This window comes from Bradyrhizobium sp. WU425, from assembly GCF_021052305.1.
GTDB lineage: Bacteria > Pseudomonadota > Alphaproteobacteria > Rhizobiales > Xanthobacteraceae > Bradyrhizobium > Bradyrhizobium canariense_D.
Window position 1 is genome coordinate 1,979,530 of the sequence record NZ_CP088089.1, and the last position, 24,014, is coordinate 2,003,543.

The 24,014-nt window shown below is 64.6% G+C and carries 27 protein-coding genes; 24 read left to right on the forward strand and 3 right to left on the reverse strand.

Annotated features, from left to right (window positions below):
* Positions 1–459: 459 nt before the first annotated feature.
* The 3 genes from fliI to BcanWU425_RS09500 are packed head-to-tail and all read right to left on the reverse strand — an operon-like array spanning position 460 to position 3,341.
* Positions 460–1,785: a flagellar protein export ATPase FliI gene (gene fliI / locus BcanWU425_RS09490; protein ID WP_018453953.1), complete on the reverse strand. Its 1,326-nt coding sequence runs from the start codon at positions 1,783–1,785 to the stop codon at positions 460–462.
* Positions 1,786–1,820: 35 nt separating this feature from the next.
* Positions 1,821–2,549, reverse strand: coding sequence for a flagellar basal-body rod protein FlgF (gene flgF, locus BcanWU425_RS09495; RefSeq protein ID WP_007595915.1), 729 nt, complete (start codon positions 2,547–2,549; stop codon positions 1,821–1,823).
* A 3-nt stretch (positions 2,550–2,552) separates the two neighbouring features.
* Complete coding sequence (locus BcanWU425_RS09500) at positions 2,553–3,341, reverse strand: DUF1217 domain-containing protein (protein WP_204512167.1); 789 nt, start codon at positions 3,339–3,341, stop codon at positions 2,553–2,555.
* A gap of 142 nt (positions 3,342–3,483) precedes the next feature.
* Between BcanWU425_RS09500 and motA the strand changes: the two genes are divergently transcribed.
* The 24 genes from motA (at position 3,484) to BcanWU425_RS09620 (ending at position 24,002) form a co-directional block, all read left to right on the forward strand.
* On the forward strand, positions 3,484–4,383 hold the full coding sequence (motA, locus tag BcanWU425_RS09505) for a flagellar motor stator protein MotA (RefSeq protein WP_018453956.1): 900 nt from the start codon (positions 3,484–3,486) through the stop codon (positions 4,381–4,383).
* Positions 4,380–5,318: a flagellar motor switch protein FliM gene (locus tag BcanWU425_RS09510; protein ID WP_039798924.1), complete on the forward strand. Its 939-nt coding sequence runs from the start codon at positions 4,380–4,382 to the stop codon at positions 5,316–5,318. Before motA ends, BcanWU425_RS09510 begins: the two co-directional genes overlap by 4 nt.
* Positions 5,299–5,613 (forward strand): hypothetical protein, encoded by a 315-nt coding sequence (locus BcanWU425_RS09515; protein WP_018453958.1) that lies wholly within the window; start codon positions 5,299–5,301, stop codon positions 5,611–5,613. Before BcanWU425_RS09510 ends, BcanWU425_RS09515 begins: the two co-directional genes overlap by 20 nt.
* 76 nt (positions 5,614–5,689) lie before the next feature.
* Complete coding sequence (fliN, locus tag BcanWU425_RS09520; RefSeq protein WP_007595899.1) at positions 5,690–6,070, forward strand: flagellar motor switch protein FliN; 381 nt, start codon at positions 5,690–5,692, stop codon at positions 6,068–6,070.
* A 2-nt stretch (positions 6,071–6,072) separates the two neighbouring features.
* The gene (locus BcanWU425_RS09525) at positions 6,073–7,113 is read left to right on the forward strand and encodes a flagellar motor switch protein FliG (protein ID WP_027570476.1); all 1,041 of its coding nucleotides are present in this window, start codon (positions 6,073–6,075) and stop codon (positions 7,111–7,113) included.
* Positions 7,114–7,126: 13 nt separating this feature from the next.
* Positions 7,127–8,212 carry a flagellar biosynthesis protein FlhB gene (gene flhB / locus BcanWU425_RS09530; protein WP_231190382.1) on the forward strand — a complete coding sequence of 362 codons (1,086 nt, stop codon included), beginning with the start codon at positions 7,127–7,129 and terminating at the stop codon, positions 8,210–8,212.
* An 85-nt stretch (positions 8,213–8,297) separates the two neighbouring features.
* Entirely contained in the window at positions 8,298–8,678 is a 381-nt protein-coding gene (gene flgB / locus BcanWU425_RS09535) for a flagellar basal body rod protein FlgB (protein ID WP_018453961.1), read from the forward strand.
* Positions 8,679–8,689: 11 nt separating this feature from the next.
* The gene (gene flgC / locus BcanWU425_RS09540; RefSeq protein ID WP_085385293.1) at positions 8,690–9,106 is read left to right on the forward strand and encodes a flagellar basal body rod protein FlgC; all 417 of its coding nucleotides are present in this window, start codon (positions 8,690–8,692) and stop codon (positions 9,104–9,106) included.
* Between the two features lie 2 nt (positions 9,107–9,108).
* Positions 9,109–9,438 (forward strand): flagellar hook-basal body complex protein FliE, encoded by a 330-nt coding sequence (locus BcanWU425_RS09545; protein ID WP_018453963.1) that lies wholly within the window; start codon positions 9,109–9,111, stop codon positions 9,436–9,438.
* A 15-nt stretch (positions 9,439–9,453) separates the two neighbouring features.
* Positions 9,454–10,242 carry a flagellar basal-body rod protein FlgG gene (gene flgG / locus BcanWU425_RS09550; RefSeq protein ID WP_204512166.1) on the forward strand — a complete coding sequence of 263 codons (789 nt, stop codon included), beginning with the start codon at positions 9,454–9,456 and terminating at the stop codon, positions 10,240–10,242.
* A 13-nt stretch (positions 10,243–10,255) separates the two neighbouring features.
* Positions 10,256–10,732, forward strand: a complete 477-nt coding sequence (gene flgA / locus BcanWU425_RS09555; protein ID WP_204512165.1) for a flagellar basal body P-ring formation chaperone FlgA — start codon at positions 10,256–10,258, stop codon at positions 10,730–10,732.
* Complete coding sequence (gene flgI, locus BcanWU425_RS09560; protein WP_007595884.1) at positions 10,729–11,859, forward strand: flagellar basal body P-ring protein FlgI; 1,131 nt, start codon at positions 10,729–10,731, stop codon at positions 11,857–11,859. Before flgA ends, flgI begins: the two co-directional genes overlap by 4 nt.
* 64 nt (positions 11,860–11,923) lie before the next feature.
* Positions 11,924–12,682, forward strand: coding sequence for a MotE family protein (locus BcanWU425_RS09565; protein WP_231190385.1), 759 nt, complete (start codon positions 11,924–11,926; stop codon positions 12,680–12,682).
* A complete protein-coding gene (gene flgH / locus BcanWU425_RS09570; RefSeq protein ID WP_018453966.1) occupies positions 12,683–13,378 on the forward strand; it encodes a flagellar basal body L-ring protein FlgH in 696 nt (231 codons plus the stop codon). It begins immediately after the preceding gene.
* A 42-nt stretch (positions 13,379–13,420) separates the two neighbouring features.
* Positions 13,421–13,864, forward strand: coding sequence for a flagellar basal body-associated FliL family protein (locus tag BcanWU425_RS09575; RefSeq protein WP_018453967.1), 444 nt, complete (start codon positions 13,421–13,423; stop codon positions 13,862–13,864).
* Complete coding sequence (gene fliP / locus BcanWU425_RS09580) at positions 13,861–14,601, forward strand: flagellar type III secretion system pore protein FliP (RefSeq protein WP_007595877.1); 741 nt, start codon at positions 13,861–13,863, stop codon at positions 14,599–14,601. Before BcanWU425_RS09575 ends, fliP begins: the two co-directional genes overlap by 4 nt.
* A gap of 264 nt (positions 14,602–14,865) precedes the next feature.
* Complete coding sequence (locus BcanWU425_RS09585; protein ID WP_018453968.1) at positions 14,866–15,774, forward strand: flagellin N-terminal helical domain-containing protein; 909 nt, start codon at positions 14,866–14,868, stop codon at positions 15,772–15,774.
* Between the two features lie 266 nt (positions 15,775–16,040).
* The gene (locus BcanWU425_RS09590; RefSeq protein ID WP_007613947.1) at positions 16,041–16,952 is read left to right on the forward strand and encodes a flagellin N-terminal helical domain-containing protein; all 912 of its coding nucleotides are present in this window, start codon (positions 16,041–16,043) and stop codon (positions 16,950–16,952) included.
* A gap of 302 nt (positions 16,953–17,254) precedes the next feature.
* A complete protein-coding gene (fliF, locus tag BcanWU425_RS09595; RefSeq protein ID WP_018453970.1) occupies positions 17,255–18,886 on the forward strand; it encodes a flagellar basal-body MS-ring/collar protein FliF in 1,632 nt (543 codons plus the stop codon).
* A complete protein-coding gene (locus tag BcanWU425_RS09600) occupies positions 18,883–19,578 on the forward strand; it encodes a hypothetical protein (RefSeq protein WP_204512164.1) in 696 nt (231 codons plus the stop codon). The genes fliF and BcanWU425_RS09600 overlap by 4 nt, the downstream gene beginning before the upstream one ends.
* Positions 19,579–19,584: 6 nt before the next feature.
* Positions 19,585–20,922 (forward strand): MotB family protein, encoded by a 1,338-nt coding sequence (locus BcanWU425_RS09605; protein WP_204512163.1) that lies wholly within the window; start codon positions 19,585–19,587, stop codon positions 20,920–20,922.
* Positions 20,919–22,112, forward strand: coding sequence for a chemotaxis protein (locus tag BcanWU425_RS09610; protein ID WP_231190388.1), 1,194 nt, complete (start codon positions 20,919–20,921; stop codon positions 22,110–22,112). The genes BcanWU425_RS09605 and BcanWU425_RS09610 overlap by 4 nt, the downstream gene beginning before the upstream one ends.
* The gene (fliK, locus tag BcanWU425_RS09615; RefSeq protein ID WP_204512161.1) at positions 22,109–23,470 is read left to right on the forward strand and encodes a flagellar hook-length control protein FliK; all 1,362 of its coding nucleotides are present in this window, start codon (positions 22,109–22,111) and stop codon (positions 23,468–23,470) included. Before BcanWU425_RS09610 ends, fliK begins: the two co-directional genes overlap by 4 nt.
* Positions 23,421–24,002 carry a transglycosylase SLT domain-containing protein gene (locus BcanWU425_RS09620; protein ID WP_204512160.1) on the forward strand — a complete coding sequence of 194 codons (582 nt, stop codon included), beginning with the start codon at positions 23,421–23,423 and terminating at the stop codon, positions 24,000–24,002. The genes fliK and BcanWU425_RS09620 overlap by 50 nt, the downstream gene beginning before the upstream one ends.
* Positions 24,003–24,014 lie beyond the last annotated feature (12 nt).

Consider the following 24,014-nt stretch of genomic DNA (forward strand, 5'->3'; position numbering starts at 1 on the left):
TCGTCGCAGGCGAATGTAACGTTCAAGACAATCTCGCTCCTCGGGACACATGATGGTGAACGCAATACGCTGTCCCACGAGCAACATGCACGCGACTATGCGACGGTTTTATTGCACGGCCCGTTGGCTGTCGTTGATGCAAGTTGATCGAAGCTTGTGCAGGACGACGATGTGCGTCCGCATGTCATCCACAACTTGTGCGTTCTGCCAAGAATTGTCCGAGGGAACTCACAGGAATTACACGCGGCGGTTGTCCGGACTGAATCAAGGAATCGCCGGTTCAGTCGCTTTCGGCGCGGCTCCGCTCACCCGAACGGTGGAGACGATCACGGCGGAAACCGGAGACGGGCGTGCATGTGCATGCGCTGGAAGCGTGGCGGCATGCGCAATCGCCTGTCGAAAACAACGAGCAAGGTGCGATCGCGTGGCGCCTCGCGCGCCGACTCAATCTGAGACTTGCTAGTCGCCCTTGAGCATGTCCCGCAGCTCGCGGAACGGATCGGCGCTTGGGGGAGCCGAAGCGTCCTGCCGCATCGCGCCATAGATTCTCGGGACCATGTCGACCGCCTGGTCGAGCCCCGAATCACGTCCCGCCTGGTATCCGCCCATCAGGCGAAGGTCGCGCGTGTCCTCGTATTTGGCGATCATGGCGCGCAGCTTGCTCACCAATTCGCGCTCTTCGGGGTCCCAGACGTTATGGGCGAGGCGGGAGACCGAACCCAGAACGTCCACCGCCGGGTAACGCGCCTGGTCGGCGATATGCCTGGAGAGCACGATGTGGCCATCAAGTGTGCTGCGGATGGTATCGGCGATCGGCTCGTTGTGATCGTCGCCATCCACCAGCACGGAGAAAATCCCGGTGATCGTCCCGGATCCCTCCTCGCCGGGTCCGGCGCGCTCCAGAAGGCGCGGCAGATCGGTAAAGACGGTGGGTGCGTAGCCGCGCGCGACCGCGGGCTCACCGGCGGCGAGCGCCACTTCACGGGCGGCGTGGGCGAAGCGGGTGATCGAATCGACCATGAGCAGGACGGATTCGCCCCGGTCTCGGAAATATTCGGCGACCGCCATGGCCGTCTTCGGCGCCAGTCGCCGCATCATCGGGCTCTCGTCTCCCGTCGACACGATCGTGACGGCGCGGTGACGATCGGCGCCCAGCACGTCCTCGATGAACTCGCGCACCTCGCGGCCGCGCTCGCCGACCAGTGCCAGCACGACCGTGTCAAAACCCTGGCTGCGGGCGAGCATCGCAAGCAGCGTCGATTTACCGACACCGGAGCCGGCAAAGATGCCGACACGCTGGCCGGCACAGATCGGGGCGAACAGGTCGATGACGCGTACGCCGGTGCGCAGCGGCTTGTGGACCCGCGCGCGCTTCATGGCCGAAGGCGCCTCCGCCTCGGCCGAGACCGGACGCGACCCGGGGGTGAGAGGGCCCTGTCCGTCCAGGGGCGCCCCGAGCGCGTTGATGACGCGGCCCTTCCAGCTCGGATCGGGCGCGAAGGACAGGGGCGGCATCCGGTAGGCGACCGAGCCGAGGCCGCCGGCGAACTGCCGGTCGAACGGCTTGGCGATGATGCCCTCGCTGTCGATCCGCACCACCTCGCCGATCTGGGGCTTGCCGCCGGAGTTGACGCCGATCAGCTCGCCAAGCCTGACGAAGCGCGACAGGCCGGAGACGCGGAAATGCGTCGACGCGATCTCGGAGATCGCGCCGCTGACGCTTGCCAGGGGAGTGCTCTGCTGAAGCTCCAGCAGCGCCCACTCAAGTTGCCGAAGAGCGTTCAAGGAAACCGTCCAACCTCATTGCGCGCGGGCGCAGTCTATTTGCCGGGTTCACCCAGCGTCCGGATTGCGTTCTGCAGCGAGCTCTCGGTGCCCTCGATCATCGAATTGGTGCCGTCGAAGGCGCGCGAGGCCGCGATCAGCTTCGTCAATTCCATCATCGGATTGGCGCCCGAGCCCTCGACATAGCCCTGCTTGAAGCCGTCGCGGGAGAAGTCGGCGATCGCGGTCGCAGGCCGGTTGGGCGTGACGCCCGAATTGCCGTAGCGGTCGAGATTGGCGTCGGCGGGAATGTTGAACAGGCCGATGGTGCCGATCTCGTTGTTGTCCTGGGTGATCGCGCCGCTGCGCGCGATCGAGACCGGTCCGCCGTTCGGATCGAGGGTGATCTGCGCGCCGCCGGAATCGATGACGGGGAAGCCGGACACGGTCTGAAGGTCGCCGTTGGCGGCGATCTGGAGTCGGCCGTCGCGCGTATAGACCGTTCCGTTCGGACCGGCGAAGGCGATCCAGCCCTGTCCGACCACGGCGACGTCGAGTGGGTTGCCGCTCTCGGTGATGCTGCCCATCTCGCGCGAGATGATGTTGTCGCCGGGCGAGGAGAAGGCGACCGGGTTCGCGCCCGCCTTGGACAGCACGGTCTCGAACTTCACCACGTCGGTGCGGAACGCCGCCGTGTTGACGTTGGCGACGTTGTTGGCGATCGTCTGGAGGCGCTTTTCGAGAGCGACCTGCGCCGACAATCCTACATAGAGGGCCGATTGCATGACTTACCTGTTGAACTTGATGTTCTGAAGTGTCGTGAGCACGTTGGAATCCATGCCGATCGACGTCGTGGCGCCGCCGATCAGGACCAGCGCCGGGTTGGTCGAGTTGTCGCTCTGGGCCTGGGTCGCATCCCACATCGCCGCGAAGCGCTGCACGAATTTGGTGACCTTGGCCGGGTCCTGGAAATCGGTGAGCTTGATCTTGCTCGTGATCATCTTGGCCTGGGCATCGATATCAGCCGAGCTGATCGTCGACGGCAGGCCGAGCGCCGTCTGCACCACTTGCGTCATCGCCTTGTCCGCGAGGATCTGGTAGGAATTGGTGATCGTGGAGGCCTTGCGCGTGAAATAGAGCGCCAGCCGCAGGCCCTCGTTCTGGTCGCCGGCCTTCTCCTCCATCGTCTGCGTAACGTATTGGGTCGCCGTGCCGGTCGTGGCCGCGGCGGTTTGGGTCGCCTTGTCGCCGAGGGCGGCGAAATTGAAGGCGGCCGCGAATTGCCGGTAGCGGGTATCGGTCAGCTTGTTGGCGAAGGTCTTGTTGTCCGCGATACCCTCGGTCAGCACCTTGCGCATGAACGCCTTGGCATAGGTCATCTCGCTGAGGCCATATGCCTTCATCGCGTAGGAGTAGAGACGATAGTCCTTCAGGAAGTCGTCGATGGTCTTCACGTTGCCGATGTGGCTGAGGAAATAATCGGTGTCACGGCTGACGTCCGGCTGCGTCGCGACCTGTGTCAGCGACTTGCCCATGTCCTTGGTCAGTCTGGTGTAGTCCGCGATGGTGGATAGCATGACACGCGCCCCTCTGGCCGCTCTCGCGACGTCGTCCCAAGCTGCCGTGAATCGCTTGCGCGAGGCTGGCGAGGGGGAAGCCAGCCTCGCGCAAGGCTCGCCAACTAGATATTCCCGATGGGATCGGTGATGGAGCGGCGCGTTGGGCAGTTTCGTGGGGATCGTCATCACGGTAGCGGCACTGCTGGGCGGATTTGCCGCCATGGGCGGGCATCTGGGCGTGCTGATGCAGCCGTGGGAGTTCGTGATCATCATGGGCACCGCGGCCGGCACCTTCATCATGGCCAATCCCTGGAAGACGGTCGCGGATACCGGGCTTGCCTGCGTGCAGGCGGTGACGGGAGCGGTGCCAGGTCAGCGCTACTATCTCGATCTGCTCGGTGCGCTGCACGCGCTGATGCGGGAGCTGCGGGGCAAGGGCCGCAACGAGGTCGAGGCGCATATCGACGATCCCGCGTCCTCCGAGATCTTCAAGGCGTACCCGAGCGTGCTCGGAGATCCGTCGCTGCTCCAGTTCATCTGCGACTACGTCCGCCTCATCATCATGGGTAACGCGCGAACGCACGAGATCGAAGCGCTGATGGACGAGGAGATCCACACCATCGTGAAGAGCAAGCTGGCGCCCTACCACGCGCTGGTGGTGGTCTCGGAGGCGCTGCCTGCGCTCGGCATCGTCGCCGCGGTGCTCGGCGTCATCAAGGCCATGGGCGCGCTTGACCAGTCCCCGAAGCTGCTGGGCGGCTTCATCGGGGCCGCCCTCGTCGGCACCTTTGCCGGTATTTTCCTGTCCTACGGGATCATTTCGCCCTTCGCGATGAAGGTGAAGATGACGCGCGAGAAGCGCTGCCGGCCCTACATCATCGTCAAGCAGACGCTGCTGGCGTTCATGAACGGCGCCATGCCGCAGATCGCCGTCGAGCACGGCCGCAAGATGATCGCGAGCCCCGAGCGGCCCTCGATCGACGTCGTCGAGAACGAGACGATCGCGGGCCCCAAGGCTGTCGTGACCGAGGTTGAACCGAAGGCTGCGCGCGCATCATGATGGAAGCCCTCGAAATCGATCAGCGCAAGCCGCTGCCGAACTATCTGCTGGACGCCGCCGGCATTTCGATCGAGCGCATGCCGATGCTCAATGTGATCTTCGATCGCATGGCGGCATCGTGCACGGACAGCCTGCAGCCGATGGCTGGAACGCCATGCTATTTCTCGGTCAACGGCATCACCAACGACCGTGTCGGCGACATCATCAAGGACTACGAGGCCAACGCGGTTGCGGCGGTGCTCTATGCCGAGCAGTGGGACTCCCGCATCATCATCATGCTCGACCGCGACTTCGTGTTCACCATGGTCGAGGCGATGTTCGGCTCCGATGGCGCCGAACCGCCGCTCGACGTCGAGCGCAGCTTCTCGAACATCGAGATCCGCCTGGTCCAGGCGCTGTTCGAGCGGTTCGCCAAGGCGCTGCAATCCGCTTTCGCCGGCACCTCCAACGTCACCTTCCGCGTCGAGCGGGTCGAGACCGCCATGGCGTCGCTGGCGATCGGGCGGAGCGGCAACATGTCGATCTGCGCGAACATCATGCTGCAGGCGCTCTACCGCGGCGGTCAGATGTTCCTCATCATCCCGCATTCCGCGCTCAACCCGCTCAGGCAAAAGCTCGCGACCGTCGTCGTCAGCGACGGCCGCGCGGCCGATCCGCGCTGGCGCGAGCAGATGGAGACCGAGGTTCACCGCACCGAGGTGACGCTGAGCGCCGTGCTGGACGAGAAGATGATTTCGCTGGGCGACGTCGTGAAGTTCCAGGTCGGACAGGTGCTCGAGCTCGAAGCCACGCCGCGAACGCTGGCTCGGCTCGAGAGCAACAACCAGGTGCTGTTCTGGTGTCAGATCGGCCAGCTTGATGGCTATTACGCCATGCAGGTGGCAGATCCCGTCGATCAGAAACGGGAGTTCGTCGATGATATCCTATCTCGTTGATGCCGTGCTGCTGATCGCGCTCGCCTTCACCAGCATGCGGGTGACCCGGATGCATCGCGAGCTGGCGCGGTTGCGCAGCTACCAGGGCGAGTTCTCGACCATCGTCCAGGAGACGGCGGGCGCGTTCGACACGGTCATCACCGCGGCGCATGATTCCACCGCAAATCTCGGGCGGCTCGCCAACGTGCTGAGCACGAAGATCGACCAGGCCCACGAGGCGATCGCGGCGCTCGATGCGAGGAGCGGACTCGCATCCGCGGCGACCGCGGGCGGCGCCGACGTGAACAAGCATTGAAGCCGAAGCCGGCGGAATAAATACGATCGGAACGTCGCGGCGCTCCGGGAGCGGAAATACCAAGAGGCGATACCAAATGGCGCAATCCTTCGACTATGAGTCAGCATCGGCGTCCGACGAGGGGCATACGGAGACATCTCCGCTGGAGCGGCTGGCGGAGATCGCCGCGCGCACTGCGGAGGAGACCGGCAAGTTCGCCAATGTCGATGCGATCCTGCGCATTCCCGTGACCATGCAGGTGGTGCTGGGATCGGCAACCATTCCGGTGGCAAACCTGATGAAGCTCGGCCGTGGCGCGGTGGTTCCGCTCGACCACCGGGTCGGCGAACCCGTCGACGTCGTCGTCAACGGTCGCGTCGTCGCCCGCGGCGAGGTCGTCGTGGTCGAAGAAGACAATTCCCGCTTCGGCGTCTCGCTCACCGAAATTGTCGGGCCGTTGGGACAGGGTGATACCTGACCATGGCCGCACAGGTCGGCATGGCTCCCATCAAGCAGCGCGGCGTCGCCACGCTGGGCGGAACGGAGAAGGTCGCGGCACTCCTGCTCGCCATGGGCCGGCAGGCGGCCGCCAGCGTGCTCGCGCAGTTCGAGCCGCAGGATATCCGCACCGTGACAAAGGCCGCCGCCGAGCTACGGCCGATCACGGCGCAGGAACTGGAAGCGATCGTCGAGGAGTTCGCCCAGCAGTTCTCAATGGGCGCCAACATTCTCGGCACCCTCGGCGGCCTGGAAGCTGTGCTCGGCGACGTGCTTCCGGCCGATCAGGTCTCGGCGATCATGTCGGACCTGCTCGGCAATTCGAGCCGGTCAGTGTGGGACCGCGTCTCGTCGGTGTCGGAAAACTCGCTGGCAAGCTACCTGTCCAAGGAGCATCCGCAGACCGCAGCGCTCATCCTGTCCAAGGTCAAGCCGTCCTGCGCCGCCAAGGTCATGAGCCAGCTGCCGTCGAGCCTGCGCAACGAGCTGATGCGGCGCGTGCTCAGCCTCAAGCCGATCGTCGACGACGCCATGAGGGTCCTCGAGAAGACGCTGCATGAGGATTTGACGCTGAATTTCGCCCGCAACCTCGGCGCGGACACCTATGCCCGCGTCGCCGACATCATCAACAAGATGGAGCGCGGACACATCGAGGACATGCTGAAGAGCCTGTCGGAGAAGCGGCCGAAGTCGGCCGAAGTGCTGAAGGAGCTGCTCTTCACCTTCGACGACGTCACCAACCTGACGCCGAAGGCGCGCACCATGATCTTCGACCAGGTGCCGACCGATCGCATCGTGATCGCGCTGAAGGGCACTGACAAGCACTTCCGCGAGATGATCCTGTCCTCGGTCGCCTCGCGCGTCCGCCGGGTCGTCGAGCACGAACTCGCCATTGGCGAACCGTCGAACCAGCGCGACGTGCTGGAGGCGCGGCGCGTGATCACGGACCTCGCGCTCGACCTCGCGGAAAAGGGCGAAATCGAGCTCAACCCCGAGCAGGAGGATGAGCTGGTCTTTCGCTGACCGCTGAACGGGCATGGCAGAAACAACCGATCAGGAGAGCAAGACAGAAGAGCCGACCGAGAAGAAAGTCCGCGATGCGCTCGAACAGGGCAAAATCCCGGTCTCTCGGGAGGCTTCCATCTTCGCCTCGATGGCCGCGCTGATGGTGATCCAGGCGTTCCTGATCGGTCAGGGCGTGCAGCAATTGACGCCGATGCTGACGGGCTTTCTCGACGATCCCGACGGCTTCCCTCTCAGCACCGGGGCCGACGCCCAGAATCTCCTCATCGTGGTCGGGCTTCAGGCACTGCGATTCCTGACGCCGCTCGTCGTCACCCTGGCGGCGTTCGGGCTCGCAGCCTCGCTGTTGCAAAATGCTCCCAGCCTGGTGCTCCAGCGCATCACGCCGGACCTTTCGCGAATCTCTCCGCTCGGCGGCTGGAGCCGGCTGTTTGGATCGCAGGGCCTTGTCGAGTTCGCCAAGTCGCTGTTCAAGCTCGCCGCGGTCACCGTCGTCGTCGCGTTCGTGCTGCGCTCGTCGGAAGCGAAGGCGTTCGAGGCGATGTACACCGATCCGGTCGCGCTGCCGGAGATGATTCTCAACATCGCCATGCGAATCGTCTCGGCGATCTGCATCGCGACCATCGTCCTGGTCGCGGTCGATCTGGCTTGGGCGCGCTTCCACTGGCGGCGCGAGCTGCGCATGACGCGGCAGGAGATCAAGGACGAGCACAAGCAGGCCGAAGGCGATCCGCTGATCAAGGCGCGCCTGCGCTCGCTGGCGCGCGACCGCTCGCGCCAGCGCATGATCGCCTCCGCATCGCGCGCGACGCTGGTGATCGCGAACCCGATGCATTTCGCGATCGCGCTGCGCTACAATCGCGAGGAAAATCCGGCGCCCATCGTCGTGGCGAAGGGCATGGACGTGATTGCGCTGAAGATCCGCGAAGTCGCCGAGCAGAACCGGATTCCGGTGATCGAGAACAAGGCGCTGGCGCGCGCGCTCTACGAGGCGGTTCAGGTCGACCAGGTAATTCCGGCGGAGTTCTTCCGGCCGGTCGCCGAGATCATCTACTTCCTGCAGTCCAAGCAGACGCCGCAGTCCGAGAAGGTCCAGTAGAATTCCGAGGACGGCGTCCCTTCCATCAGCCTGACGAAAGCTTGCGACCCTAAGGTTACACCGTCTGAACCAGAATGGTGCTGCCGTGGGACCGCTCTATCTCTTCGAACTCGCATCGTCGCAGGCGCGATACCTCGAGCTCCGCCAATCGACGATCGCCACCAACGTCGCCAACGCCAACACGCCGGGCTTCAAGGCGCGCGACGTCGAACCCTTCAACAAGGTGCTCGACGGCATGCCGGTGAGACTGGCGACCACGTCGCCGTCGCACCTGCAGCTCTCCCCAGCCGAGAGCGACACGCGGGCGACTGCGAAGAAGGACAGCTGGGATGTGGTTCACTCCGGCAACTCCGTCAGTCTCGAGCAGGAAATGATCAAGGGCAGCGACGTCAGTCGCGATTACTCGATGAACTCGGCGATCGTGCGGTCGTTTCACCGCATGCTGCTGTCGAGCGCGAAGACCTGAGGTGAACTGACATGCTGGACTCATTGCAATCCTCGTTGACGGTCGCGAGCTCCGGGCTCGAAGCGCAGTCGACGCGCATGCGCATCGTCTCGGAGAACCTCGCCAACGCGACGTCGACAGGGCGCTCAGCCGGCGCCGATCCCTATCAACGCAAGACGATCACCTTCGACGCCGCGATGGACCGCGCCTCGGGCGCGCAGCTGGCGAAGGTCAAGGAAATCGGGGTCGACACCACGCCTTACCGCGTGGAGTACGAGCCGGGGCATCCCGCCGCCGACAAGGCCGGCTACGTCAAGCTGCCGAACGTCAACATGATGATCGAGATGGCGGACATGCGGGAAGTCAACCGCTCCTATGAAGCCAATCTGCAGGTCGTGAAACAGGTGAGGTCGATGCTGGGCATGACCATCGACCTGCTGAGGAGCTGACAATGCTTGAAGCGATTTCATCCACGGCGATTTCGGCCGGGCAAGCGGCAAGCCGCGCGACCGAGACGCAGGCCATCTCGCCGGCGGCGACGCCCGCGATTCAGTCCGGTGGCGACGTCGGATTCGAATCGGTCATGAAACAAGTGACGACGGACGCGATCGGGACGCTGAAGGCGGGCGAGGCGGCCTCGGTCTCGGCGATGCAGGGCAAGGAATCGACGCGGCGCGTCGTCGAGGCGCTGATGTCGGCCGAGCAGGCCTTGCAGACGGCGGTCGCAGTTCGCGACAAGGTCGTGCAGGCCTACCAGGAAGTCGTTCGGATGTCGATCTGATCAAGGAGTGACGCTGTGAAATCGCTTGCCATCGCGGCCACGGGCATGAACGCCCAACAGACCAACATCGAAGTCATCGCCAACAACATCGCCAACATCAACTCGACCTCGTACAAGCGGGCGCGTGCCGAGTTCACCGATCTGTTCTACCAGATGGACCGCATGCAGGGCGTTGCGAACACCAGCGGCTCGTCGCCGATTCCGGAAGGCGCCAATCTCGGCCTCGGGGTCAAGTCGGCGGCAATCCGCAAGCTGCATATCCAGGGCGCGCTCACGCAGACCGGCAATCCCTACGACATGGCGATCAACGGCCGCGGCTGGTTTCAGGTGCTCGGTCCGAACAACGAGGTGCAGTATACCCGCGCGGGTTCGTTCAACACCAATGCCAATAGTCAGCTCGTCACGACCGACGGCTATCTGCTGGATCCGGCAATCACGGTGCCGCAGGAAACGGTCCAGGTCACGGTCAACCAGACCGGACAGGTGTTCGCCAAGCTGGATACGGAAGTGAACCCGAGGCAAATCGGGCAGCTCAATCTCGCCAATTTCGCCAACGAGGCCGGGCTCGAACCGCTGGGCAGCAATCTCTATCGCGAGACCACGGCGTCCGGCACGCCGGTCGTCGGGCTGCCCGGCGATTCCGGCTACGGCAAGATCAACCAGCAATATCTCGAAGCCTCGAACGTCGATCCCGTCAAGGAAATCACCGAGTTGATCTCTGCCCAGCGCGCCTACGAAATGAATGCCAAGGTGATCCAGGCCTCGGATGAAATGGCCCAGACGGTCTCGAAGGGCATGCGCTAGTTCCGGTGTATCCATGTTGAACAGGATGGGCTCGTTCATGCGCGGGATGGCCGCAGTGCTGCTGGTTCTCGTCTCGGCGCGTCTCGCCGCGGCCGAGGAGAAGCGGCTCCCCGTGCCGGCCGTCTCGATCCGCGCCGGCGAACTGATCCGGGACGACATGATCACCGAGCGCGCCTTTGCGCCGAACGTGCTCGGCGTCGCCATATTCATCGAAGGACGCCAGGTCCTGGTCGGCCGCATGGCGCGCCGCGCGCTGCTGCCCGGCCAGCCGATCCCGACCAACTCGGTGGAGGATCCCTGGACGGTCGCCCGCGGCGCCATGGTCAAGGTCGTGGTCGAAGACAGCGGCCTGTCGATCGTGACCTACGGCGCAGCGATGCAGTCCGGCGCGCCCGGCGCGCTCATCCCGATACGAAACACCGATACCGGTGTGATCATCAGGGGCGTTGTCCAGCCGGACGGCACCGTCAAGGTCGTGGACGGGTCATGACCAGAGTCCTGCTTGCGCTCGTCCTGCTCGTTTCCGCCGCCAGCGCCCAGGCCGCCGTCCGCATCAAGGACATCGCGGACATCAAGGGATTGCGCGAAAATCAGATCGTCGGCTACGGCCTCGTGATCGGCCTGAACGGGACTGGCGACACGCTCCGCAATGCGCCGTTCACGGAGCAGTCCCTGCAATCGATGCTCGAGAACATGGGCATCAATGTCAGGAACGAGACCACCAGCACCAACAATCCGCCGCGTCCGACGACGCTGCGCACGCGCAATGTCGCGGCCGTCATGGTGACCGCGGACCTGCAGCCCTCGATCGGTGCGGGCGAGCGCATGGACGTGACGGTGTCATCGCTCGGCGATGCGACCTCGTTGCTCGGCGGCACCCTGGTGATGACGTCGCTGCGCGCGGCGGACGGAGCGGTCTATGCAGTGGCGCAAGGCGCCGTCACGGTCGCCGGCTACAGCGTCGGGGGCCAGGCCCAGAACGTCAGCCAGGGTACGCCGACCGCGGGTCGCATCCCGAACGGCGCGCTGGTCGAGCGCGAGGTGCAGGGTAGTCTCCATGAAATGGAATATCTTGTGCTGGAGCTCAAGAACCCCGACTTCGTCACCGCAACGCGAATCCTCGACGCCATCAACCGCTACGCGGGCGGACGCTACCGCGCCCAGATCGCCTTCGAGCGAGACTACCGCACGATCGTGCTGTCGAAGCCGCGCCACATCGGACCGGTCCGCTTCCTTGCCGAAATCGGCGAGCTGACGGTCGAGCCGGACACGCCGGCGCGGGTGGTGATCAACGAGCGTACCGGCACGGTGGTGATCGGACGCGACGTGCGGATATCGACCGTTGCCGTGACGCACGGCAATCTGACGGTCCGGGTCACCGAGCTTCCCGTGGTGTCGCAACCCGCGCCGTTCTCGAAAGGGCAGACGGTGGTCGTGCCCCAGACCGTGGTCGAGGCCAACGAAGCCGGATCGCAGGTGGCGATCCTGAGCGGCGTCGATCTCCAGCGCCTGGTGCGCGGCCTGAACCAGATCGGCCTGAAACCATCCGGCATCATCGCGATCCTCCAGGCGATCAAGACGGCTGGCGCCCTCCAGGCGGATGTCATCGTGCAATGACGCGTAAGCGCCGTGCAAGCTTGGTCGCTCAATGCTCTCTCGACCGAGAATCGCACGCGGGCCGATGTTGAAGCTGGATCATAAAGCCAAACTCCTCCTCCTGGTCGCAGCCTCGGCGCTCGCGAGCGCTTCGCCCGTTCTGGCGCTGGATGAGGCCAAGCCGTCGAAGCCGCTCAACCTGCTGTCCTTCGCGCGCGCCCGTGCGTCTGGCCCACAGAAGCCAATCTCATCGATCCCGAGCGACAATGCGTCGATGCGGGCGACAGCGTGGGCAGCCGAAGATTCGGGACCAGTGACCACGGGTGCCGTTTCGGCCTCCGAGAAGCCCGCGTCGGCACCCACAGCCGCGGCGCGACCGGCCAAGCCCGGCAGCGTCACGGCGCCGCCGAAGCCGGTGCCGCCCCAGGCCGCTGCAACCGCGGACAACGAAGTCGCCCTGTTCTGCAGCAATGTCGCCGACTCCGCCGCCGATGCAAGGCTGGCCTGGCAGCTCAAGGAGCTGGAGAAGGTCGAGAACCAGCTTCGCGAGCGGATCGCCGAGGTCGAGGCCAAGCGCGCGGAATATGAGAAGTGGATGGCGTTGCGCGACGAGTTCCTGAAGAAGGCCGAAGCGAGTGTGGTCGAGATCTACTCGCGCATGAAGCCGGATGCCGCCGCAACCCAGATCGCCGGGATGGCGGACGAGACGGCTGCGGCCGTGCTCGCAAAGCTCAGCCCGAGGAGTTCGAGCGCAATCTTCAACGAGATGGAGACGGGCCGCGCGGCGCACCTCGCCGATCTGCTCGGCGGGATGCGTCGCGTGGATGACGGAAAGACCAAATAGATGAAGAATCTGATCCTCATCCTGTCGCTGTTATCGCTTGCGGGATGCGTCACTGATCCGGCCGAGGTCCTGACTGGCCCGCGACTGTCGCCGGTCGGGAGCGGCCTGAGGACGCAGGCCGATCCGATTCCCGTGACGCCCCGTATGCACTCGCCCGTCAGCTATCGCTCGACCTGGGACGACGGCACCGACCTCTACCGCGATCCCCGCGCCCGGCGCGTTGGCGACGTCGTGACGGTGATCATCTCGATGCAGGACAAGGCCAAGCTCGACAACAAGACCGGCCGCTCGCGCGATTCGCAGATCAAGTTCGGGCTCGACTGGCTGATGGACGTTGCGGGATGGCAGGACAAGGGCTCGACGAGCGCCAACCTCAACACCAACACGCAGATCAAGGGTAACGGCCAGATCGACCGCACCGAGGATATCAAGCTGTCGATCGCAGCCATCGTCACCGACGTGTTGCCGAACGGCAATATGATGATCAGCGGCTCGCAGGAATTCAAGGTCAACACGGAAATGCGCGTGCTCAACGTCGGCGGCATCGTGCGTCCACGCGATATCTCGCGAACCAACACGATCTCCTACGAGAAGATCGCCGAAGCGCGCGTGGCCTATGGCGGTCGGGGAAATCTCTCGGACGTGCAGCAGCCTGGATGGGGACATCGGATCTATGACGCCGTGGCACCGTTCTGAGATGCGCTCCCGTCGGGCCGCGTCACGAGGGCAGGGGACGTCATGCGCCTGATTGTGGCCATCGTGGTGCTGACCCTGATCGCGATCGGCGCGGGCGCGCTTGCCGGCCTGCATCTGTTTGCGGCCGCCGAGCGCGTCGCGGATGCGAAGAAAACCGCCACGCCGCCGCCTCTTGCCTCGAGCTACGCCGGCAGCGCGCGGCTCAGGAAGCTGTCCCCGATCGTGACCAATCTCGGCGCGCCGGCCAACAACTGGGCCCGCATCGAAGCCTCCATGGTGACCGACAGCATGAGCGACGAGGATGCCGGCATCCTGGCGGCCCATATCAGCGAAGACATCGTCACCTATCTGCGTTCGGCGACGGTGGCGCAGTTCGAGGGATCGCGCGGGCTTCAGCATCTGCGCGACGACCTGACCGAACGCGCCAATATCCGCTCCTCGGGCAAGATCCGCGAATTGATCATTGAGACGTTGGTGATTCAGTGAAACTGAGAGTCCTGCTGCTTGCGTTGCTCCTGGTCGTGCTGCCCGAAGTGGCACTGGCCCAGATTCCGGACCTCAATTCGCTGCTGCCACCGGGCAACGGCTCGACCAGCGGCCGGATCATCCAGCTGATGGCGGTGATCACGGTGCTGTCGGTGGCGCCGGGACTGCTCATCATGGTGACGAGCTTCACGCGATTTGCGGTGGCGCTGTCGTTCCTGCGCGCCGGTCTCGGCCTCCAGACCACGCCGGCCAATCTGGTGCTGATCAGCCTCGCGCTGTTCATGACCTTCTACGTGATGGCGCCGACCTTCGACCGCGCCTGGGAAACCGGCATCCAGCCGCTGATGAAGAACGAGATCTCGGAGGAAGAGGCCTATCTGAAGATCACCGATCCGTTCCGCGAATTCATGCTGGCCCATGTTCGCGACAAGGATCTGCAGACGTTCGAATCGCTCGCCGCGGAGAGCTTCCGCAGGAAGTTCGACGACAAGCGCGTCGATATGCGCGTCATCATTCCGGCCTTCATGATTTCCGAGCTCAGGCGTTCGTTCGAGATCGGGTTTCTGATCATCCTGCCGTTCCTCGTCATCGACATGATCGTGGCGACGCTGACCATGTCGATGGGGATGATGATGATGCCGCCGACGATCCTAGCATTGCCATTCAAGATGCTGTTCTTCGTGCTGATCGACGGCTGGAACCTGCTCGCCTCAGGGCTGGTGCGGTCGTTCTCGTGATGGCAACGAGCGCCAGAGGAATGGTTATGGTTAGCGAGAAGTACCGGACTATGGTTACCAAAATGTACTGTTAACCATCTGATTTTACAGCGTAATTCAAGCCAATCTTAATCCACGCGCAAGATTCGGCGTGCTAGCAATGCGTCACGGCGGGTTGGACCCCACCCACATCAGTCCAAAGGCATGATGCCGCCCCTCCGTACCGGTGAAAGCCCGGTATGTCCCCTCGTGAAAATGTAACGCGTACATAAAGGGACATTCGCAATGTCAAGCCTGCTTACGAACTCGACCGCCATGACCGCACTCCAGACCTTGCGGTCTGTGAGCTCGCAGCTCTCCACCACGCAGACCCGCATCTCCACCGGCCAGCGCGTCTCGACCGCTTCGGACAACGCTGCCTACTGGTCGATCGCGACCTCGATGCGCGCCGACAACGCCGCGCTCTCGGCGGTCTCCGACTCGCTCGGTCTGTCGGCTGCGACCGTCGACACCGAATATACCGCTTTGACCACAGTCATCGGCGACAAGGACTCCGGCCTGACCAAGCTCCAGTCCCTGCTGGTCGAAGCCAAGACAGCCGGTATCGACCGCAGCAAGATCCAGGCCGACGTCACCCAGATCCAGCAGCAGATGAAGGCGACAGCCAATGCGGCGACCTTCAACGGCATCAACTGGCTGAGCACGACCGCCACCACGCCAACGACCTTCAGCCTGGTGTCGTCGTACTCGCGTGTCGGCGGCACGCCCACCATCGGCTCCATCACCGTGACCACCGCCAACTACTCGCTCTACACCTCGGCGCAGGGGGGCATTCTGGACACGGCCGGCTCGACCGCTCCGTCGATCGACACGATGAGCATCTCCGCACTGACCGACTCGGCAGCTGACCAGACCACGCTCGATGGCTACATCGCGCAGGTCACCGCTGGCATCAACTCGGTGGCCTCGGCCGCCGCCAACCTCGGTGCTGTCAAGAACCGCCTCTCGACCAACACGGACTTCGTGAAGTCTCTGATGGACTCCGTGGATCGCGGTATCGGCCAGCTCGTCGACGCCGACATGAACCAGGAGTCCACCCGGCTGTCGGCCCTCCAGGTCCAGCAGCAGCTCGGCGTCCAGGCGCTCTCGATCGCCAACAACAGCAGCCAGAGCATCCTGTCGCTGTTCCGCTAAGCCTCGAACCATCCGAAGAGGGCCGCGCTTCTTGCGAAGCGCGGCCCTTTTGTTTGGCGTGACGTCGCGCGCCGCAATTTCGGCCGCCTTGTTGCGGCAAAGCCACAGAGCCACAAGCCTCGCACAAGCTTCGCGGGCTATCGTCGCCGTTACGACAGGTTGGGCCTTGACGCTTCTGCGCAGCCCAAAGGCATGACGCCGCCCTGCCGTACCGGTGCAAGTCCGGTATGTCCCAAACTCAATCCAATCTCCAAAGGGACATCAAAATGGGTTCTAGCCTCCTCACCAACTCGTCTGCAATGACCGCGCTGCAGACCCTTCGCAACGTCAGCTCGCAGCTCGCGACGACGCAGAACCGGATCTCGACCGGTATGCGCGTGTCCACGGCCTCGGACAACGCGGCCTATTGGTCGATCGCGACGTCGATGCGCTCCGACAACGCCGCGCTTTCCGCGGTCTCCGACTCGCTCGGTCTGTCGGCCGCGACCGTCGACACCGAATATACCGCTCTGACCTCGGTCATCGGCGACAAGGACTCCGGCCTGACCAAGCTCCAGGCGCTGCTGGTCGAAGCCAAGACCGCCGGTATCGACCGCACCAAGATCCAGGCTGACATCACCCAGATCCAGCAGGATATGAAGCTCAAGGCCAACTCGGCGACCTTCAACGGCATCAACTGGCTGAGCACGACCGCCACCACGCCGACGACCTTCAACCTGGTGTCGTCGTACTCGCGTGTCGGCGGTACGCCCACCATCGGCTCCATCACCGTGACCACCGCTAACTACTCGCTCTACACCTCGGCGCAGGGCGGCATTCTGGACACGGCCGGTTCGACCTCCCCGTCGATCGACACGATGAGCATCTCCGCGCTGACCGACTCGGCAGCTGACCAGACCACGCTCGACGGCTACATCGCGCAGGTCACCGCCGGCATCAACTCGGTGGCCTCGGCCGCCGCCAATCTCGGTGCCGTCAAGAACCGCCTCGCGACCAACACGGAGTTCGTCAAGACCCTGATGGACTCCGTGGACCGCGGTGTCGGCCAGCTCGTCGATGCCGACATGAACGCGGAATCGACCCGCCTTCAGGCGCTCCAGACCCAGCAGCAGCTCGGCGTTCAGGCGCTCTCGATCGCCAACCAGAACAGCCAGAGCATCCTGTCGCTGTTCCGCTAAGCCGCGGCTTCGAAAACGACCGTGCTCCCCAGGGAGCACGGTCTCCGCCATGAACGGCGCATCTCGGCACACGACGTGCCAACATCGATTTCCTGACGTCGCATCCCAGGCAACATGCCGTCGCCGATCGCACCGCGATGCAACCGGCCGTCCGCCTGTTGCCGACGCGCGCGATTGCGTCACTCGCTCTCTGGTAAAATTGCAACGCCTCGCCTGCGAACCGACACATTCGTGGTCTCGCGCAACCTTCAGACAAGGTTGGCAGCAGAGTGTCCTCTACGTTCGCATTGGTACGAGGTCACATGCTGCTCAGTCGTGCGCAGGTACAGCAACTGCTCAACAATCTGCTGGAGCTTGGGCCGCGACGCCTGATGGCTTTGGGATTGATCGGTTTCGCCGTTCTCGTCACCGTCGTGGGCGGCGCCTATTATCTGAGCCGGCCTGAATTCGAAACGCTCTATACCGGCCTTTCCCGCGAAGACGTGACGCGCATGGGTGCAGCGCTGCGCGAGCAAAACATCACCTTCGACGTCAACACCGCCGGCGACGCGGTCTCGGTGCGTCCGAGCCAGACCATGCAAGCGCGGATGCTGCTCGCCGAGAAGGGGCTGCCGACCAGCGCCAATTCCGGCTACGAGCTGTTCGACAAGATCGGGTCGCTCGGTCTGACCTCGTTCATGCAGGAGGTCACCAAGCTCCGTGCGCTGGAAGGCGAAATCGCGCGCACGGTGCAGTTGATGAAGGGCGTGAAGGCGGCGCGGGTGCATATCGTGATGCCGGTGCGGGGGTCGTTCCGCGCGACGCAGCAGCCGCCTTCGGCATCGGTCGTGCTGCGCACCGACGGCGCCATCGAGGCGCGCACGGCGCAGTCGATCCGTCATCTCGTCGCGGCGGCCATTCCGGGCATGAGCCGCGACAAGGTCACGGTGCTGGACGCCGACGGTTCGATGCTGCTTGCCGAAGAGGACGAGGCCACTGCCGCTCCGACCAAGATGGCGAGCCTGCAGAAGACGGTCGGCGGAATGGTGCAGGAGAACATTCGCAAGGCGCTGACGCCGTATCTGGGCCTCGACAATTTCGAAGTGAGCGTTGCATCGCAGCTCTCGACCGACAAGCGGCAGATCAACGAAACCGTCTACGATCCGGAGAGTCGCGCGGAACGTTCGGTCCGGAACGTCCGCGAGAACGAGAAGTCGCAGAACGCGGACCGTTCGCAGCCGACCACTGTGCAGCAGAATCTTCCCGACCAGCAGGTGAACGCCGGCGGCACCAAGAATTCCAGCGAGGACAAGACCCGCCGCGAGGACGTCACCAATTTCGAGGTCTCGTCCAAGACCACGACGACGGTGAGCGACGGCTATTCGGTGAAGAAGCTGTTCATTGCCGTGCTGGTGAACCGCGGGCGGCTCATTGCCGACCTGGGCGACAAGAGCAACCAGGCCATCGTCGACAGCAAGCTCGCCGAGATCAGCCAACTCGCAGCCACGGCCGGCGGCCTCGACAAGGCGCGCGGCGACCAGATCCAGGTGACGGCCGTCGATTTCATCGAAGGCTCGCGCGAACTGGCGCCGGTGCCGCCGATCAGCTTCGTCGAGATGATCAACAAGCAGCTCGGCAGCGTCATCAACGCGGTCACGATCCTGGCCGTCGCTTCGATGCTGGTGTGGTTCGGACTTCGTCCTGCGGTCAACGGCATTTTGACCCATCGCGCGGCGCAGGAGCAGACCGAGGCGGCGGAAGCCGCCCAGCTCCAGGCAGCCGCCGGCGCCCTCACGCTGGCGGACAGCGAAGAGGCCGAGCTCAACCTGGTCGAAGACCTCGAAGGCAAGATGCAACGAACGCCGCAGAAGCGGTTGGAGCAGATCGTCCGTCTCGATCAGATGCAGGCGGCAGCGATCCTTAAAGACTGGATGCGACGCGAGGAGGCGGCATGAACGCGGCAATCGGAAAGCTCCTGACGCAGTTCGATGCGAACGGGCGGGTCAAATCGCCTCCGCCTCCACCGCCGCCCAAAATCCAGGATGTGCTGACGAGGCCGAAGGAAGCTCGGCGCGAGCCTCAGCCGCAACCCGAGACCCATTCGCAGCCGCAGCTTCAGTCGCCGCCTCCGGCGCCGAAGGCGGAAGCCCCCGCGGTCAGTCTCCTGGACGATGCCTTTCGGCGCGGCCATGCGGCCGGCGTAGCGGAGGGCGAGTCCAGGATCGCCGAGGAAAGAGTTCGCAGCGCGATCCGGCTCGGCGAAGAGCGGGCCAAGTGGTCCGACCAGCAGGCGGTGGCGGTTGTCAGCGGCTTCGAGACGGCTTGCCGCGAAATCGAGACCAACATCGCGAGCTCCGTTGCGCGGATATTGCTGCCGTTCCTCGCCGATGCTGTCCGCGACAAGGCGATCGGGTCGCTGGTCGAGCAGATTGCGGCGCTGACCGGCAATTCGCCAGTGCCGGTGTTCAAGGTCACCGGACCAAGCGAACTGCTCGACTTGGTGAAGACGCAGCTCGGGACGGCCAGGCGAACGGGTTTCGAGTATGAGGCCGCCGATACTTTTGAGGTTCGCGTCGTGGCCGACCAGACCGTAATCGAGACTCAGATCACGACCTGGAGCGAGCGCCTGAAAGAGGCGCGCCGGTAGTCCGTCATGAATGAGGTCAAGCCAGAACTCGTCATCATCCGCCGGCGGAGTGCCTTCGACGACGAGAAGCCGCACGGCGGCGTCTGGAAGATCGCCTATGCGGACTTCATGACCGCGATGATGGCGTTCTTCCTGGTGATGTGGCTGATCAATGCGCTCAACCAGGATCAGAAGCAGGTGGTCGCGAGCTATTTCAATCCGATCAAGCTCGCGGAGAACGCACCTGCCCCGAAGGGCCTCAAGGATCTCTCCAAGAAAGAGCCGTCGTCGTTCGACGGCCAGGACGGCAGGCGCCAGCCGGGAGGACCGAGCGAGGAACGTCGCGGTGACTCTCCGACGGCCGAGAAGCCGCCCTTCTACGAGGAGAGGGTCCTGTTCCGCGATCCCTATACGACGCTCGCCGAGATCGCCAGCAGTGCGAACCAGGCCTCGGGCCAGCGGCGCGCCGGCGCTCTGACGTCCGCCGAAGAGGATGGCCTCAAGGGAGGCGACGCCTACCGCGATCCGTTCGATCCCGGCTATTGGAAGCTTGCGCCGCAGGCAGCCAAGGATGCCGACCGCGTCATCGAGGGCGAGCCCAAGCCCGAGTCCAAGCCGAATGCGTCCGCGCGCGACACTGCCTCCGGCTCAGGCCAGGCCGAGCCGCAGGCGCGCCGAGCCAGGCAGGACGATGCCGGCGGAAGCCTGGCTCCGAGCGCCGATGCGTCGTCCGCAAGCCTGTCGCCTGTGCTGCCGCCGGGGCTCGCGCCATCGCAGGCCTCACGCGAAGGGAGCGCGCAGCCGGGCGCCCAGGCTGGTAATCAAGCCAATGTCGCCGCGCAGCCGCATCCCAACGACACGACCAAGGAATCCGAGCCGCGCGACGCGGTTCAGGCCCAGCAACTAACGGTCAAACAGCTTCAGTCGGCGATCGCGGACGCGCTGTCGGACGTCAAGGCTGGCGCCGGACCGGTGGCCGAGGTGCGTCAGGTTGAGGAGGGCCTGCTGATCAGCCTGACCGACGATGCGAACTTCGGCATGTTCGCGGTCGGCTCGGCTGAGCCGCGGCCCGAACTCATCCGTGTGATCGACAAGATCGGCCCGCTGCTGACGAAGCGTCCCGGCGTGATCATCGTCCGCGGCCACACCGACAATCGACCGTACCGTTCGGAGGCCTATGACAACTGGCGGCTGTCGACGGCCCGCGCGCAGATGGCCTATTACATGCTGGTCCGCTCCGGCGTCGATGCGCAGCGCATCGAGCATGTCGAGGGTTATGCCGATCGGCGGCCGAAGCTTCAGAACGATCCGGCGGCCGCGCAGAATCGCCGGATCGAGATCATGATCCGGGAGAAGCGCCCTTGATCAGGTCTCCTCTCCGCGCCGCGTTGCTGATGCTGCTGCTGCCGTTCACGGCGGCAGGCGCATTCGCCGAGCCGGCACCGGGGGCATCGGCATCGGGCGAGCCATATGAACTCGTTCGGGCGTTGCAGGCCGTGCAGGACGGCATCGCCAACGGCGATAGCGCGGCGTACGGCAGCCACAGCGCATTGATCCGGCAGATCGGCGAAAAATTTCTCGCCTCCGATCCGGGCCTGTGGAGCAACCCGCAGAACGGCCAGGCCGCCGTGATCTACCTGCTCAGTGGCGGCGCGCCGCAAATCATCCGCAAGTTGCCGCGCGACAAGCTGAACGTCGATGGACGGCTGTTCGATGGCGCGCTTGCCTATGTCGAGGGTCGTCAGGACGAAGCGCGCGAACTGCTCAAGGACGTCAAGCCGCGGACGGTTCCGTCGGGCCTGGGCGGACAGCTCGCGCTGGTCCAAGGTGCACTGTTCGCACGCGCCGAGGCATCGCTCGCAATCGAGCGTCTGGATGATGCGCGCTTGCTCCTGCCGGGCACATTGGTGGAGGAGGCCGCGCTGCGGCGCGAGATCCTGTTGGTCGGGCAAGCCGAGGATTTCGACAAGTTCGAGTTCCTGACGCTGGCCTATATCCGGCACTACCACAACTCGGTCTATGCCGGGGACTTCTGGCAGCGCTTTGCGACCGGCCTGACGCAGTCGGGCCTCGCGCTCGACGAGCGCCGGTTTGCGCGGATCACCACCTTGCTTGAGCAGATCGACCGCGCGAGCCGCCTCAAGCTCTATCTCGTGATCGCGCGTACCGCGATGGTGCGCGGAGGGGTGGCCGTCACCCGGCTTGCCGGCGAGCGTGCCCTGACTCTCAGCGCCGATGCCTCGGCGGAGCGCGAGCGGGCGCATTTGTTCCGCGGCGTGTCGCGGGCGCTCGCCGACGAATATGACGGCGGTCTCGCCGAGTTGAAGGCGCTCGACCTGTCGAAGCTGCCCGAGCGCGACATTCCCTTTCTCAATGCAGCGGTGCAGCTCGCACTCGACGTTCGCAAGCCGTTCGCTGGCGGATCCGCCGCCGCAGCCGACAAGCCTCCGGTCACGCCGGCGCGTCTCGACCTCGCGTCGTCGACCGCAACGCTTGTTCGTGCGCGGAAGCAGCTCGGGGAGCTCGAACTTCTCACCAGGGATCGCCGTCCATGACGAAGCTCAGTGGAACCTCCGGACAGGTCTTTTCGGGTCTCGCCGAAAGCCTCAGCATGCGGGGCCCATCGCGCTCCGGGAAGAGCGCCGGGGCGAAAGCGCAGGCGGACTCGTCCTTCAACGATCTTCTGCACACCGTCTCGAATCTCGCGAAGCGTGCGCTCAACGACGAGGGCAGCGCCACGGCCGTGAAAGCCGGAACGCTGCGGACGCGCCTGGCGCATCAGAGCGGGAAGGACAACGCGAGCGACGAGACGGTGCACGACCGTGCCGCGGCGGTCGAGGAGCCGGGATCCAGCGAGACGTCCACCGAGAAATCTTCCGACAAAAAGACCGATAAGTCGTCCGGGAAACATGGACCTCTCGATCACATCGAGCAGGCCGACGTCCAGAGCCGATCGAGTATTGCCGGGATCGTCGGACAGGAGATCGTCGCCGGGCCGCCGGTCGTGATGCCGCAGATGCAAGCACCGGCCGGCGACAAGAAGGATGCGTCCGGGCGCGACGAGCGGTCTTCCACGACGAAGCGCGACGTTCAGGCCTTGGGCATGGCGAAGGCGACAGCCGAGCTCCCACCTCCGGTGGCTCCAACCGCCGCCCGCTCGCAGGCCGCGGATTCGCACGCGGCGACCAGCGCCCAGGCGACATCGACGGACGACAGTGAGCCATCGCCGAAGGCAACGGCACCCGGCTTCGGGGCCGTCGCGGCCAATGTCGAGCGTGCTGTCAAGGCGTCGGCGCGGGACGCATTGCCCGAGACGACCAAGGTCACCGTGGTCCAGCAAGAGACTCATCTGCCGCCGGCGCAATTCAACGCTCCGCAACAGGTTGCCAACGCCGTTGTCGCCGAGTTGAAGGAAGCTCCGGCATCGACGGCGTCCGCAGCTCCAGATCTTGCAGCGTCCCAAGCCAATGCGCCGGATCAGCCGCTCAAGATCCTGACCATCGATCTCGAGCCGCCCGCGCTCGGCAATGTCACCGTGCGCCTTCGCCTGGTCGGCAACGAAGTGTCCGTCCACCTCGCCGCCGCGCGCAAGGACACGAGCCAGATGCTGGACCAGCAGCGCGATTCGATCCGCGACCTGATGCAGTCCGCGGGCTACGTCGCCGACATTGCGCCCGTCCAGCACGGCTCGCTGGATGGTTTCCAGAGCGGCTCCGGCCAGTCGCAGCCGCAGCTTTCGGGCCAGCAACAGCCCTCGTCGCAGTCGCAAGGCACGTTCGACGGTACGAGTAATTCGTCGGGACAAGCGGACGGCGGCGCGAAGCAGGCTCGACAGGAGCGCCAGTCCAACCAGGAGACGCGTCATGACCAGGACGTGGCGTTGCAGATTCGTCGCGGCCCTGTTTATCTGTAACGCCGGCGCCGCGGCCGCGGCGACCGACAATTCGCGCCCGTGCGAGCGCGAGATGGCGCGTGCGTCCCAGCAGCACGGAATTCCGCTCGGCATTCTCTACGCGGTCGGACTGACCGAGACGGGGCGGCGCGGCGCACTTTATCCTTACGCGCTCGGCGCCGAAGGACAGACCGTGTTCGCCAAGGACATGAACGACGCGATCGCCAACTTCGAAGCCATGCGAGCCAAAGGGATCAAGCTGATCGACCTCGGCTGCATGCAGATCAACCATTACTATCACGGCGACAAGTTCGCCTCGGTCCGGGCGATGTTCGATCCCGCAGGGAATGTCGACTACGCCGCACGCTTCCTGAAGGAGCTCAAGCAGCGCGAGGGCAGCTGGACCATGGCAGTCGCCCGCTACAATGCAGGCCCCAACAACCAGCCGGCGCAGAAGCGCTACGTCTGCCACATCGTCGCGCATCTCGTCTCCAGCGGCTTCGGCGCGTGGACCGACAAGGCGCGCTCGTTCTGTCAGCCCAAGACGACCTAAGGAGACGACGCC